The 13,813-nt window shown below is 68.1% G+C and carries 12 protein-coding genes; 4 read left to right on the top strand and 8 right to left on the bottom strand.

What is annotated here, in order from left to right; genetic code table 11:
- Nucleotide 1: 1 nt before the first annotated feature.
- Together smpB and dapA are read right to left on the bottom strand one after the other, a co-directional pair.
- Nucleotides 2-475: an SsrA-binding protein SmpB gene (gene smpB, locus Q9R14_RS05680; RefSeq protein WP_045810817.1), complete on the bottom strand. Its 474-nt coding sequence runs from the start codon at nt 473-475 to the stop codon at nt 2-4.
- Complete coding sequence (dapA, locus tag Q9R14_RS05685; RefSeq protein ID WP_066628287.1) at nt 475-1,359, bottom strand: 4-hydroxy-tetrahydrodipicolinate synthase; 885 nt, start codon at nt 1,357-1,359, stop codon at nt 475-477. Before dapA ends, smpB begins: the two co-directional genes overlap by 1 nt.
- A gap of 125 nt (nt 1,360-1,484) precedes the next feature.
- On the opposite strand from dapA, the gene Q9R14_RS05690 reads away from it, so the two are divergent.
- Complete coding sequence (locus Q9R14_RS05690; protein WP_306003766.1) at nt 1,485-3,545, top strand: lytic transglycosylase domain-containing protein; 2,061 nt, start codon at nt 1,485-1,487, stop codon at nt 3,543-3,545.
- Here Q9R14_RS05690 and Q9R14_RS05695 read toward each other — a convergent pair.
- The 4 genes from Q9R14_RS05695 to Q9R14_RS05710 form a co-directional block, all read right to left on the bottom strand.
- A complete protein-coding gene (locus Q9R14_RS05695; protein WP_371929766.1) occupies nt 3,539-4,321 on the bottom strand; it encodes an ABC transporter ATP-binding protein in 783 nt (260 codons plus the stop codon). The two genes, Q9R14_RS05690 and Q9R14_RS05695, sit on opposite strands and share 7 nt — an antisense overlap.
- The gene (locus tag Q9R14_RS05700; RefSeq protein WP_306003768.1) at nt 4,291-5,280 is read right to left on the bottom strand and encodes an iron ABC transporter permease; all 990 of its coding nucleotides are present in this window, start codon (nt 5,278-5,280) and stop codon (nt 4,291-4,293) included. The genes Q9R14_RS05695 and Q9R14_RS05700 overlap by 31 nt, the downstream gene beginning before the upstream one ends.
- Complete coding sequence (locus Q9R14_RS05705; protein ID WP_306004124.1) at nt 5,277-6,002, bottom strand: ABC transporter substrate-binding protein; 726 nt, start codon at nt 6,000-6,002, stop codon at nt 5,277-5,279. Before Q9R14_RS05705 ends, Q9R14_RS05700 begins: the two co-directional genes overlap by 4 nt.
- 68 nt (nt 6,003-6,070) lie before the next feature.
- Nucleotides 6,071-6,700, bottom strand: a complete 630-nt coding sequence (locus Q9R14_RS05710) for a TetR/AcrR family transcriptional regulator (protein ID WP_306003769.1) — start codon at nt 6,698-6,700, stop codon at nt 6,071-6,073.
- Between the two features lie 204 nt (nt 6,701-6,904).
- On the opposite strand from Q9R14_RS05710, the gene Q9R14_RS05715 reads away from it, so the two are divergent.
- The 3 genes from Q9R14_RS05715 to Q9R14_RS05725 are packed head-to-tail and all read left to right on the top strand — an operon-like array spanning nt 6,905 to nt 9,945.
- Nucleotides 6,905-8,221 carry a glycosyltransferase family 2 protein gene (locus tag Q9R14_RS05715; protein WP_306003770.1) on the top strand — a complete coding sequence of 439 codons (1,317 nt, stop codon included), beginning with the start codon at nt 6,905-6,907 and terminating at the stop codon, nt 8,219-8,221.
- Nucleotides 8,222-8,239: 18 nt separating this feature from the next.
- Nucleotides 8,240-9,151 (top strand): class I SAM-dependent methyltransferase, encoded by a 912-nt coding sequence (locus Q9R14_RS05720; RefSeq protein WP_306003771.1) that lies wholly within the window; start codon nt 8,240-8,242, stop codon nt 9,149-9,151.
- Nucleotides 9,148-9,945, top strand: coding sequence for an RNA methyltransferase (locus Q9R14_RS05725; RefSeq protein ID WP_306003772.1), 798 nt, complete (start codon nt 9,148-9,150; stop codon nt 9,943-9,945). The genes Q9R14_RS05720 and Q9R14_RS05725 overlap by 4 nt, the downstream gene beginning before the upstream one ends.
- On the opposite strand, the gene Q9R14_RS05730 is transcribed toward Q9R14_RS05725, so the two are convergent.
- Both Q9R14_RS05730 and hrpB read right to left on the bottom strand, forming a co-directional pair.
- Complete coding sequence (locus tag Q9R14_RS05730; protein WP_306003773.1) at nt 9,942-11,219, bottom strand: MFS transporter; 1,278 nt, start codon at nt 11,217-11,219, stop codon at nt 9,942-9,944. The two genes, Q9R14_RS05725 and Q9R14_RS05730, sit on opposite strands and share 4 nt — an antisense overlap.
- Nucleotides 11,220-11,275: 56 nt before the next feature.
- Nucleotides 11,276-13,702 carry an ATP-dependent helicase HrpB gene (gene hrpB, locus Q9R14_RS05735; RefSeq protein ID WP_306003774.1) on the bottom strand — a complete coding sequence of 809 codons (2,427 nt, stop codon included), beginning with the start codon at nt 13,700-13,702 and terminating at the stop codon, nt 11,276-11,278.
- Nucleotides 13,703-13,813: the final 111 nt, after the last annotated feature.

Here is a 13,813-nt window from a genome sequence, read left to right on the forward strand (position 1 = left end):
CTCAGCCCTTGTCCCGCATCAGCCGGGCCTTGTCGCGCTGCCAGTCGCGCTCGGCCGAGGCCTCGCGCTTGTCATGCAGCTTCTTGCCCTTGGCCAGCGCGATCTCCAGCTTCGCCTTGCCCGCATCGTTCAGATAAAGCTTCAGCGGGATGATGGTCTGACCGTCGCGTTGGACCGCGCCCATCAGTTTGTCGATCTGCTTTCTGTGCAGCAGCAGTTTACGCGGTCGGCGCGGCTCGTGATTGAAGCGGTTCGCCTGTTTGTACGGCGGGATATCGGCGTTGATCAGCACGATCTCGCGCCCTTCGACGGACGCATAGCTTTCGGCGATATTGGCCCGGCCGTCGCGCAGCGCCTTGATCTCGGTGCCCAGCAGCTGGATACCGGCCTCGATATTGTCTTCCAGGAAATAGTCGAACCGCGCGCGGCGGTTTTCGGCGATGACCTTGGACTTCGATTGCGGCTTGGGGGCCATCAGATGACGCCCGCCGCCGCCATGGCGCGGTCGATAAAGGGTTTGACCGCATCGGAGGTCGGCGACAGCGGCAGACGCGCCTCCTCGTTGCACAAGCCAAGCTTGGCCAGGGCGTATTTCGTCGGCGCGGGCGAGTTGTCCAGGAACAGCGCCTTGCAAAGACTGATCAGTCGGTCCTGCCAGTCGCGTGCTGTCGCATAATCTCCGGCGGTCATCGCATTGTGCAAGGCGACCATGGCCTCGGGCGCGACATTGGACGCCACCGAGATCAGGCCGACGCCGCCATGGGCGTGGTAGCCGAGATAGCTGGGGTCGTCGCCCGAGATCAGGTCGAACTGACCATCGATGTTCGCGCGCATCCAGCTGACGCGGCTCATGTCGCCCGTGGCGTCCTTGATGCCGACGATATTGGGGTGGGCCGCCAGACGCGCGACCGTCTCATTGGACAGATCGGCCCCCGTCCGGCCGGGCACGTTGTAAAGCAGGATCGGCAACTGCACGGCGTCGGCCACCGCCTCGAAATGCGCCGCCATGCCCGCCTGCGACGGGCGAATATAATAGGGCGTCACGATCAGCGCCCCGTCCGCGCCCACCGTCTTGGCGTGGCGGGTCAGGTCGATGGCTTCCTTGGTATAGGGCGATCCGGTGCCGGCGATGACGGCGACGCGCCCGGCCGTCAGGCGCACGCACAGCTCGATGACGTGCTTGTGCTCATCCAGGTCCATGCTGGCGCCCTCGCCCGTCGTGCCCATCGGGACGACGCCGTGAACCCCTGCGGCGATCTGACGCTCGAGCAGTTTGGCGAATGCGGCTTCGTCCACGTTTCCGTCACGAAGTGGTGTGATCAGGGCGGTGATCACGCCCTTGAACAAGGGGGCGTTCATGAGACTAAGCTGGCCTGCGTGGGGAGTGACGATGGACGGATGTTCATCGCCTTTGCAATGAGCGCGGGACGTTAGGTCGCCAGCGGCTCCGCCGCAACCGGGATTGAATGGGAACAGGACAGATCATGATCGCGACCAGTCTGGCGGCGGCCCTCGCCGTCCTTGCGCCGAACCCGCAGGACGCCCTGCCCACCCAGCCTGTGCCCTATGCCTCGGCGTCTTCGTCCGTGCCCGGCTATCCGGCGACCTATCAGGGCCGCGTGCTGAACGATCAGGACACGGCGCTGTTTCGCCAGGGGCTGGCGGCGGCCCGTGCGCGCGACGTGTTCGGCGCCCAGTCCGCCATGTCGCAGATCAGGGACGCCTCGGCTCGCAAACTGGTCGAATGGGCGCTGATCGACACTTCGGGCGAGCAACTGTCCTACTCGGACCTCGCGCGAGGTCAGTCGGATCTGGCGGGATGGCCGCGCGGCGAATCAAGACGCGCCGCCGCCGAAAAGGTGCTGGACCGCTCCGGCATGGGCGCGGACGCGGCCCTGGCCCTGATGTCCGACGGCAAGCCGACGACGGTCGAGGGGGCCATCGCCTACGCCTCCGCGCTGCAGCAGCGCGGCCGCCAGGACGAGGCGCGCGCCCTGGTCCGCGACTGGTGGCGCACCCGCTCGTTCGACGACGCGCCGCAGTCGCGTATCCTAGGCCAATGGGGCTCCTGGTTGACGCCCGCCGATCATGAGGCGCGGCTGAACATGCTGCTGCTCGGTCCGCACGGACCGGCGACGCGCAGCATGATCAATCTCGTTTCGCCCGATCGCGCCGCCATCGCCAACACGGTAATGACCCTGCGCTCGGCCTACAGCCCCGACGCCGTCATCGCCAATCTGACGCCGGCCCAAGCGGCCGATCCAGCGGTGGTTCTTGAACGCGTGCGCCTGCTGCGATCGCAGAACCGCCAGTCCGAAGGCTTTGCCCTGCTGGCCAATCTGCCGCCGGCGCCGGGCCACACGACCGGCGACAACACTTTGTGGAGCGAGCGCCGCAACTACTTCCTCGACGCCCTGCAACAGGGCAACTGGCGCGCGGCGTATGACGCCATGAACGGGCACGGCTTCACCTCGGGCGATCGGATGGTGGACGCCGAGTTCTTCGCCGGTTGGGTCGCCCTGACCAAGCTGAACCAGCCCGAAGTCGCCGCCCGCCATTTCGAGGCTCTGCGCACCGCCTCGTCCACGCCCATCACTCAGGGCCGCGCCTTCTACTGGCTGGGTCGAGCCGCCGAGGCGCGCGGCGAACGCGACGCCGCCCTTGCCTACTATCGTAACGGCGCCCAGCACTGGCAGACCTTCTATGGCCAGCTGGCGGCCGAGAAGGCGGGCATGACCACGCTTCAGCTGCCGGGCGAACCTGTGCCGTCACAGGCGGACATCGCCCGCTTCGAAGGCAATGAGATCGTCCGCGCCACGCGCATTTTGGGCGAGACCGGCGAGATGAGCCTCCTGCGCGTCTTCGCCTATCAGTTGGACAATGACCTGCCGACGATCAACGACCTGGCCCTGCTGATGGACCTGTCGCGCGGCTATGGCGAGGGTTTCACCGCCATGATGGTGGGCCGCGCCGCCAGCCAGCGGGGCTTTGTCATGCCTGAGCGCATGTATCCGGTTCGCATACCGCCCCAGGTCGCCGGCGCCGCGCCGCTGGAATTCACCCAGGCGATCACACGCCAGGAATCAAGCTTCGATCCCCGCGCCCGTTCCGGCGCCGACGCGCGCGGCATGATGCAGTTCCTGCCGTCCACGGCCTCGGGCGTCGCCCGCCGCTTGGGCATGAGCTATTCGGCCGAGCAGTTGTGGGATCCCGACTACAACATGACCCTGGGCAGCTATCACCTGGGCGAGCTGATGGCCGCGAACAACGGCTCAATGCTGCTGGCGACCGTCGGCTACAACGCCGGGCCGGCGCGCCCAAGCCAGTGGATCGCCCGTTGCGGCGACCCGCGCGGCGATGCGATCAAGACCATCGACTTCATCGAGTGCGCGCCCTTCACCGAGACGCGCAACTACATGATGCGGGTGATGGAAAACATGGCGGTCTACAAGGCCCGCCTGAACGGTGGCACGGCACCGCTGACGCCGTCGGCCGACATCTCGCGCGGATCGGCAGCGGGCGCGCGGCCCTATATCGCCTACTGAGCCCGGCGGGCCGCCAAAAGCGGCCCGTTCGGCCCCTCGATCCACGCGCCGTCCAGCCCGAAGACCTCGCGCAGGACGGCGGGCGACAGGGCCTGGATCGGTGGGGCGTCCGCGACCATCCGGCCCCGATCCAGAACGACAACCCGATCCGCCATGGTCGCTGCCAGGCTCAGGTCGTGAAGACTGACCAGCACCCCTGCCCCGTCGTCAGCCCGCGCCCTCAGACGCTCCAGCACCAGACGCTGCGCATCCGGGTCCAGCCCGGCGATCGGCTCGTCGGCCAAAAGCATCGGCGCATCGACCACAAGGGCGCGCGCCAGCAGAACCCGGGCACGCTCGCCGCCTGACATCTCTGCCACGCCGCGGTCCGCCAGATGGCCAACGCCGACCTCGTCCAAAGCGGCTCGCGCGCGCGCCAACGCATCCGCGCCTGACAGAAAAGGCGCGCCGAGCGCCGCCACCTCTACCGCCGGCAGGTTCCAGGCGATGCGCCGCTCCTGCGGCAAATAGGCGATGCGCTCCGCCCGCTGGCGAGGGGACAGATCGACGATGCTCGCGCCGCCCAACCTGATTTGTCCGCCGGTCGTCTCCAGCAGGCCCACGGCGGCGCGGATGGCGCTGCTCTTGCCCGCGCCGTTCGGGCCGCACAGAGCGACGACCTGGCCCGCTGCGACCGACAGGCTCACCCCATCCAGCACGACGGCCTTGCCCAGCCGCGCCTGAACCGTCTGCAGCGACAACAGGCTCACAGCCGCCACTCCCGCGCCGCGCGCCATGCGATCAGGGCGAAGAGAGGCGCGCCGATCAGGGCGGTAAACACGCCCAACTTCAGTTCCTGATCCGTCGGCGTCAGTCGCGCCAACAGGTCCGCCACGATCAGCATCAGCCCGCCCGCCAGCGCCGAGGGCGCCAGGATTCGCTTCGCATCACCCCGCACCGCCGCCCGCACCAGATGCGGCGCGGCCAAGCCCACGAACCCGATCACGCCCGCCACCGCCACCGCCGCTCCTGTCGCCAAGGCCGCAGCGATCAGGGCGAAGGCCCGCAACTGCCCCATATTCAGTCCGGACGCCGCCGCCCCCTCGTCGCCCAGGGTGAGCATCCGCAGACCCGCGCCCGACAAGGCAGCGAAGACGCCCGCGACGATGACGACCGGAGTCACCCAGGCCACATCGATCCAGCTCCGGTTCTGCACCGATCCCAGCAGCCAGGACATGACCTCGGCCGAGGCGATCGGCGACGGCGACAGGTTAAAGATCAAGGCCGTCGCCGCGCCCGCGAAACTGGACAGAGCCACCCCGAACAGGATCAGGGCCTCCGGCGCCCGCATGGCCTTCGACGCAACGATCAACAATCCGCCCGCCAGGGCCGCGCCCGCCAGGGCCGACACCTCGACCAGTCCCGGCACGGCCGCAGCGCCGAGCACGATGGCCAGCGCCGCGCCCAGGGCCGCCGTCGCCGACACGCCCAGCACGCCGGGATCAGCCAGGGGATTACGCAACAGCCCCTGCATCACCGCCCCCGCCAAACCCAGGGCCGAGCCGACGATCAGAGCGCAGACCGCGCGCGGCGCCCTCACCTGCCACAGCACCTCGGCCGGACCGGATGTCGGATCGCTGAAGGCCGCCGCATACTGATCGACGCTGAACGCCGTCTCGCCCGCCAGCACCGCCAGAGCCAGCGCCGCGACGATCAAGCCGATCAGAACCAAGCCCAGCCGAACCGTTCTGCTCACGGCCGCCCCTTGGCCATCATCTCCACCGCGTCGGCGGCGAACCAGGCCGGGCAGGTCAAGGTCGCGGCGGGCAATCGCGCCGCCGTTCGACCCTCGGCCGCTCGCGCGACAACCGGATGCCGCCCCGGTCCGCGCAGGTCGGCGCGCAGCTGATCGAAGAAGCCGAGCACAAATCGCACTGGCGGATTCATCGCGATCCGCTCGACGCTGAGCGCGCCAAAACCAGACGCGGCCGTCAGGTTGCGAAAGCCGGCCGCCCGCATCATCGCATCCATCAGCGTGCCTGGCCCCGCAGTGAAGCCCCCCGATGTCAGATAGACGGCCCCCGGCGCCTCAGCCGTGCGCTTCACCGGCGCCGCTTTGGCCAACTGCCCGTCCATCCGTTGCTCTAACGCCTGCCCGCGCTGCATTTTACCCAGATCGCGCGCCACGGTTTGGATATTCCGGCGCACCCCATTCAGGTTCACCGCGTCCTCGATCGTGGCCACCTTGACCCCGCGCTGCGCCAGCGCCGTCAGCAGGCGTGGCTCGCCGCCCCAGTAACGCACTACGACGTCAGGCTGAAAACCTACGGCGGCTTCGAGCGTCGGACGCAAACGCCTGTGACCAATCGCCTGCTGACGCAGCCAAGCGTCCGGATCGTCGGCGCGCGGCGACAATGCGATGTCCGCGTCCGGCGCCAAGGCCAGCACATATTGATCCGCGCACTGATCCAGCGCCATGATCCGCAAGGGCCTGGCCTGAGCCGTGCTGCTGAACGCCAGAGCCGCCAAGGCGACGCAGATTCGCTTCATCCTTCGATCAAACCTGCGAACAGGGCGTCCAGGGTCGTGCGAACCAGCGCCTGTCGATCGGACCACGGAAAATAGGGCTTGGTGATCATGAGAGACACGATGCCGTGGGCCGCAGCCCAGATCGCCTGGGCGATCGTGGCGGGATCGCCTTTCATGCGACCGGCCGACACGGCGTCGCCGACCGTGGCCTCCAATGTCGTGAACAGGCTGGAGCCGAGCTCGCGCGCCGCGTCCTGAGCGCCTTCTCGCGCTTCGACCGGCCGTGTGAGATAGATCAGGCGATAGGCGTTGGGATGGGCGAAACCGAAGTCGATATAGCCCTCGATCATCCGCCGCAGGCGCTGTTCGGGCGGCGCTTCCTCATCGGCGACAGCGGCGTTCGACGCGATAAGCCGCGCAAAGGCGTCACGGCAGATTTCCTGCAGGATCGCGCCCTTGTCCGGGAAATGCATGTAGAGCGCCGTCGACGACAGCCCGACCTCGTCCGCGATCTTGCGAATCGTCGCGCCCTCATAGCCGTGCTCGACGAAGATCCGCTCGGCCGCCGCCAGGATTTCGCCCCGCCGCGAATGGCCTTCGCCCTTGGGCTTTCGGGTCGTGCGCGAGGCGTTCGAAAATTCAGACAAGCCGCTGCTCCGGGTGAGGCGCACTGAATAGCGACAATCCGTCCCGGACGCCAACCGACTTGCAGAACATGGTTGTTTCAAATATCGATTAGCGGTTGTGGCGCTTTGGGGGCGGGTGCGGTGAAGGATTGGGCGCATCCGGGGATCAGGCCCCGCCGAAACGGCGCCTCACGACGCACGCCGAGCGGTTTCCAGATCACGACCTTGATCCTGCTTACGCTGACATCCGTCGTGGCGCTGATCCGCTGGTCCGCCGCCGCGATCGAGGTCGGCTTGGTTCTGTTTCAGGCCGCCTTCGTGGTGTGCGCGTTGTGGAAGGCCGTCATCGGCATCGCCAGCCTGGGACGCCCTGCGCCCGTCCCTCGCCCGATCGAATGGCCGCGCTACACTATTCTGGCGGCGCTTTACGATGAGGCGGCGGTGACGCCGCAACTGATCGCCAACCTCAACCGGATCGACTATCCGGCGCACAGGCTGGAAGCCTTCATCGTGCTGGAAGCGCACGATGAGGCCACCCTGGCCGCAGCCCAGGCGACGCCGAAACCGCCTTGGTTGAAAATCCTGATCGCGCCGCCGGGCAGCCCCCGGACCAAGCCGCGTGCCTTGAACTATGCCTTGGGTCATGCGCGGGGCGATCTGGTCACCATCTATGACGCAGAGGATCGACCGCATCCGCAACAGCTCCGCCAGGCGGCGGCGCGCTTCGTCGCCCAGCCACGGCTGGGTTGTCTTCAGGCGCCGCTTCGCATCCGAGCATCCGGCAAGGCTGGATCGTGGTTTCTGGATCGGCAGTTCGCTTTCGAATATGCGGCGCTTTTCGAAGTGACCCTGCCGGGTATGGCGCGATTGGGCCTGCCTTTTCCGCTTGGCGGCACCAGCAATCACATCCGCATGACGGCGCTGTGTGGCGCCGGCGGTTGGGATGCGCACAATGTCACCGAGGACGCGGACCTGGGCTTCCGCCTGTGGTCGATGGGCTGGAAGCTCGGCGTCATCGACAGTCCGACGTGGGAGACGCCGCCGGGCGCGATGGACAGATGGCTGCCGCAGCGCACCCGGTGGCTGAAGGGCTATATGCAGACCTGGGGCGTGCATACGCGGCGTCCGAACGCCTTGGGCCGACGCGGAAGCTTGTCGCTGATCATGACCTTGGGCGCGGCGATCCTGTCGGCGGCCGCCCATGCCCCGACGCTGGCCTGGCTGGTTCTAGCCGTCGCCGTCTGGGCGCTTTCCGGCGTCTTGCCGCCCCTGCCCGGTGGCTCGCTGGGCGTGCTGGCGCTGGGAGTCATCGCCGCCTGGATGAGCTGTGCGGCCGGGGCGCGACGCGCCGGGCTCGATTACCGGCTGGGCGATGTGCTGGCTGCGCCGGCCTACTGGGCGCTCCTCAGCTTGGCCTTCGTCCATGCGGCCTGGCGGCTGGCGGTCGAACCGCACGTCTGGGACAAGACCCCGCACGATCGCGACGATCAGATGCCGGAATTGACCGTCGTGGCGCTGGACGCTGGACGCGAGGCGGCCTGAGCGCCTATCAGCCCGACGATGGCGCCCGTCCTTTCCAAAACTCCCGAAACCCTCGTGACCTCCGGCTGGTCCGACTATGCCCTGCTGGATAGCGGAGACGGCAAGAAGCTGGAACGCTATGGCCGCTACACCGTCGTCCGACCCGAGCCGCAGTGTTTCTGGTCGCCCCGCGATCCAAGAGCCTTCGAAAACGCGACAGCGACGTTCGATCCGCAGCAGGAGGAGGAAGACAGCGGTCGCTGGCGGTTCGACAAGCACGGCCCCATCGACGCCTTCCCGCTGAAGTGGCGCGACGTGAAGTTCACCGGCCGCTTTACCCCCTTTCGCCACCTCGCCTTCTTCCCTGAACAGGCGGCCAACTGGGAATGGCTGGACGGGCGCGTGCGGGACTTCACAGGTTCGGCCGGCCGTGCGCCGAAAATCCTGAACCTGTTCGGCTATACCGGCGTCGCGAGTATGGCTGCGGCCGCCGCAGGTGCAGAGGTCACCCACGTCGACGCCTCCAAGAAGTCGGTCGCCTACGCGCGCGAGAACGCCGAACAGTCGGGCCTGGCCCAGCATCCGATCCGGTGGATTGTCGAGGACGCCCGCAAATACGTCGCGCGCGAAGTTCGTCGCGGCTCGAAATACGATGGCGTCATTCTGGACCCGCCCAAATACGGGCGCGGCCCCACGGGGGAAGTCTGGCGCCTGTTCGAGGACATGCCGGGCCTGCTCAAGGACTGCGCGGCCCTGTTGTCCGACGATGTCGACTTTCTGCTGCTGAACGCCTATGCGGCCCGTGTGTCCGGCCTGTCCCTGGCGCACCTGATGGTCGAGGCGACCCAGGATCGCGGCGGCCGGATCGACTGGGGCGAACTGGCCCTGTCCGAAGACGGCCCGGACGCCCGCGCCATCGGCCTGTCCTTCTTCGCGCGGTGGAGCCGATGAGCGAACGCGTCATCACCTCCCTGACCAACGACACGGTCAAGGGCGTCCGGGCCCTGCATATGCGCAAGGAACGCGACCTGACCGGGACCTTCCTGGCCGAGGGGCTGAAGTTCATTGGCGAGGCGCTGGACCAGGGCCGTGCGCCCCGGATGTTGCTGGTCGGCGAGGACGCCCGTCCTCACCCTCTGCTGGATCGCGCCAAGGCCGCCACGCTCAAGGCTGGCGGCGACATCATCGTCGTCACCCACGCCATCCTCGAAAAAATCAGCCGCCGCGACAATCCGCAGACCGTGCTCGGCGTGTTCGAACAGGCCTATGCGCCTCTCGACAGCCTGAACCCCGCCTCGGCCCCCTGCTGGGTGGCGCTGGAGCAGGTGCGCGATCCCGGTAATCTGGGCACCATCATTCGCACGGTGGACGCGGCCGGTTGCGGCGGGGTGATCCTGATCGGCGACTGCGTCGATCCCTATTCGGTCGAGGCCGTGCGCGCGACCATGGGCTCGGTCTTCGCCGTCTCGATCTCCAAGACGACGCCCGAGGCTTTCCTTGCCTGGCGCAAGACTTGGCCCGGCAGCGTCGTCGGCACCCGCCTGGACGCCAAGGTCAGTCACCGCTCGGCCGTCATGCAACGGCCGTCGCTGATCCTGATGGGCAATGAACAGGCTGGCCTGACCGACGCCCTGGCCGCCGCCTGCGACGTCAACGTCAAGATCCCGATGCGCGGCCGCGCCGACAGCCTGAACCTGGCCATCGCCACCGGCATCATGGTCTATGCCGCGACGGACGAAGCCTAGCGCTGCTCCTCTGGCGCCACCCGCCCCATGCCCCACAGGGCGGCGATTGTGATCAGGGCCGAAATCGCCAGATAGCCGCCGACGGCCCCCGGCCCGAACCGTTCGGCCAGCTTCAGCGCGACATAGGGCGCCAGCGACGCCCCCAATATCCCCGCCAGGTTGAAGGCCATCGACGCGCCGGTATAGCGCACCGCCGTCGGGAACGGCCGCGCCATGGCCGCGCCGATGGGGCCATAGGTGCAGCCCATCAGGGCGAATCCCAGCGCAAAGAAGATCAGCAGGCCGCTGAGGCCGCCCCCGAACAGCGGCGCAAACAGAAAGCCGAACAGGCCGATGCCGACCGAGGAGGCGATCAGCACCCTGACCTGCCCGTATCGATCCGCCAGCAGCGCCGTCACCGGGATGAAGGCGGCGAAGAACAGTACGCCGATCAACTGGATGGGCAGCACGTCGGCCCGCGCCAGCCCCATTCCTGTCGTCGCCCAGCCCAGGGCGAAGACGGTCATCAAATAGAACAGGGTGAAGGTCGTCACGCCGCTGAACGTCCCCAGAACCAGCGCGGCCTTGTGATGGGCGAACAGGGTCACGGCGGGCGCCTTGACCCGTTCGTCGCGGTCAACCGCCTTCTGAAACTCGGGCGTCTCGGTGATCTTCAGCCGTACCCACAGGCCGACGAACACCAGCACGGCGCTGGCCAGGAACGGAATGCGCCAGCCCCAGCTCTCGAACGCGGTCTCGCTCATCGTCGACGTCAGGACGATGAAGGACGTGGTGGACAGGATGAAGCCGATGGGCGCGCCCAGTTGGGGGAACATGCCGAACCAGGCCTTCTTTCCAGGCGGCGCGTTCTCAGTCGCCAGCAACACCGCCCCGCCCCATTCGCCGCCCAGGCCCAGCCCCTGACCGAACCGGCAAAGGGCCAACAGCAGGGGCGCCAGCAGGCCGACCTGCTGGTGCGTCGGCAACAGGCCGATGGCCACCGTCGACAGACCCATGGTCATCAGCGCCGCGACCAGCGTCGCCTTGCGTCCCACCCGGTCCCCGAAATGACCAAAGGCCAGGGCGCCGATAGGCCGCGCGAAGAAGGCGATGGAGAAGGTGGCGAACGAGGACAGCAGCGCCGTCCCCGGATCCTCGCCGGGGAAGAACAGCGTCGGGAACACCAGGACGGCCGCCGTGGCGTAGATATAGAAGTCGAAGAACTCGATCGTCGTGCCGATCAGGCTGGCGAATAGCACGCGGCCGGTGGAGTTCTTCGGCAGGACGTCGGACATCTTCTTCTCCCGGTTGTCCCAGCGATGCCCGTTTCCCGCCCGCCGCGTCAAGGCGATCAAGTCCCGCGCGGTTTGACCCGGTTCGTCGCCTGCGCCTCGGCCGGGTTTTCCGGCCACGGATGACGGGGATAGCGGCCGCGCATCTCCGCACGCACCGCCGCCCACGATCCCGACCAGAAGCGCGGCAAGTCCTTGGTGACCTGCACCGGCCGTCGCGCCGGCGACAACAGCGCCAAGGTCAACGGCACGCCGCCGACGGTTGGATGCGTCGTCACGCCGAAAAGTTCCTGAACGCGAATATCCACGCGCGGTCCGCCCTCGGCGGCATAGTCGATGGCCGCCGAGCCCAGCGGCGTGATCAGACGCGGGGGCGCCAGCTCGTCCAGAAGGCGCTGCAGGTCCCAAGGAATCAGTCCACGCAAAGCCTCGGCGAGACGACCGTCAGCTAGCCCCTCCAGCGACTTCGCCCCTTCCAGCAGAGGCCACAGCCAGTCCTGACGCGCCGCCAGCAGGGCGTTGTCCGACACATCGGGCCAGGCTGGGTCGCGCGCGTGCAGGAAGGCCAGACGTGCGCGCAGTCCCGACGCCTGCTCGCCCCATTTCAGCGCGCCCAGCCCATCCGCCTCGATCTCGGCCCGAAGGGCGTCGGTCAGGGTCTTCGCATCCGGCGCGCCGACGACCTTTTCGTCCAGCACGATGGCCCCGATGCGCCGCGAGCGCCGGATCACCGACCGCCCCGACGGTTCGCGCACCAGCCGGTCCTCCGTCGAGATCAGGCGCGCCAGATCGCTGTCGATCCGGTCCGTCTCAAGCGCCGCCGCCAGTCGCACCCGGTCGCGGGTGTCGCCCCCGCCGAGTTCGGCGATCGCCACCCAGGGCTCACGCGCCAGATGGTCGGTCGCCTCCAGCACGGCCCCTCGCCCACTAGCCAAAAGGTATTCACCCGCCTTGCCCCGCGCCTTTGCGATCCGCTCGGGAAAGGCCTCGGCCAGCAGCAGTCCCGGATCGATCGTCCGACCCGATCCACCACCCGCCGCGCGCGCCCAGCGCTCCGCCAGTTTGATCGAATCGCGCGCTCTCTGCGTCCGATCGCGCTCCAGCCCGATCAGGCGATCCGCCAGATCGACGCTCGATCCGCCCAGACCCGGCTCGCTCAACACCGCCGCGATCCGTGCGCCCGTCATCGCGTCGCCGGCGTCGGACGCCACGGCGACCATATGGGCCAGCCGCGGCGACAGCGGGATCTTCGTCAGCCTCAGCCCGTGTTTCGACAGTCCGCCATCGGCATCCAGCGCCCCTAACCGCGTCAGCACCTTGCGCGCCTCGGCCAAGGCGCCGGCCGGCGGCGGGTCGAGCAGGGCCAGTCCCTCGACCGAGCGGGCGCCCCAACGCGCCAGGTCCAGGGCCAGTCCGGTCAGGTCCGCCTCCTGGATTTCCGGCCGCTGATGCGGGACCAGCCCGCGCGTCTGTTCCTCGTCCCACAAGCGGTAGCAGACGCCCGGCTCGGTGCGCCCGGCCCGGCCGCGTCTCTGTTCTGCGGAAGATCGGCTGACCTTGACAGTCGCCAACCGGGTCAGGCCGCTGGACGGTTCGAACCGCGGCACGCGCGACAGGCCCCCGTCGATCACCACACGCACGCCTTCGATGGTCAGGCTGGTTTCCGCAACCGAGGTCGCCAGCACCAGCTTGCGCCGCCCCACAGCCGCCGGTTCGATGGCTCGGTCCTGTTCGGCTCGGTCCAGTCCGCCGTATAGGGGCACGACATCGACGTTCGGCAGTCTCAGCCGCTCGTTCACCAGCCTTGCCACCCGATGGATTTCGCCCTGCCCCGGCAGGAAGATCAGCACCGACCCTGTCTCCTCCCCCAAGGCGGTCAGACAGGCCCGCGCCACAGCCTCTTCGAACCGTTCCGACGGATTGCGGCCCAGATACCGGGTCTCGACCGGCCAGGCCCGTCCTTCGGCCTCGATCACGGGCGCCCCGTCGAGCAGGCGCGAGACCCCGACCACATCCAGCGTCGCCGACATGACCAGCAGCCGCAGGTCCTCACGCAGCAACCCTTGCGTGTCTCTCGCCAACGCAAGCCCGAGATCGGCGTCCAGGCTGCGTTCGTGGAACTCGTCGAACAGGACCGCGCCCACGCCCTCCAGCCCCGGATCGTCCAGAATCATGCGCGTGAAGACACCCTCGGTGATGACCTCGATCCGCGTGTTCGGCCCGATGCGGCTTTGCAGTCGGGTGCGATAGCCCACCGTCCCGCCCGGCTGCTCGCCCAGGGTCGCAGCCATCCGGTCGGCCGCCGCCCGTGCGGCCAGGCGTCGCGGCTCGAGCACCAGCACCTTGCCCTGCAGCCACGGCTGATCCAGCAGGGCCAGCGGCACGACCGTCGTCTTGCCCGCCCCCGGCGGCGCCGCCAGCACGGCCGTATTGCCCGCGCTCAGCGCGGCTTTCAGCGGTTCAAGAACGGCGTGGATGGGCAGCATGTGTCGCCTCTAGCCTGCCGACAGGCGATCACGAAAGCGTCGTCGCGCCTTAACCACCCCGTCATGCGCGTTGCGCGCCGCCTCATCCGTCGCTAGCGTCCGCCCCAAGCA

It is taken from the genome of Brevundimonas sp. C43, from assembly GCF_030732185.1.
In the GTDB taxonomy this organism is placed as follows: domain Bacteria; phylum Pseudomonadota; class Alphaproteobacteria; order Caulobacterales; family Caulobacteraceae; genus Brevundimonas; species Brevundimonas diminuta_C.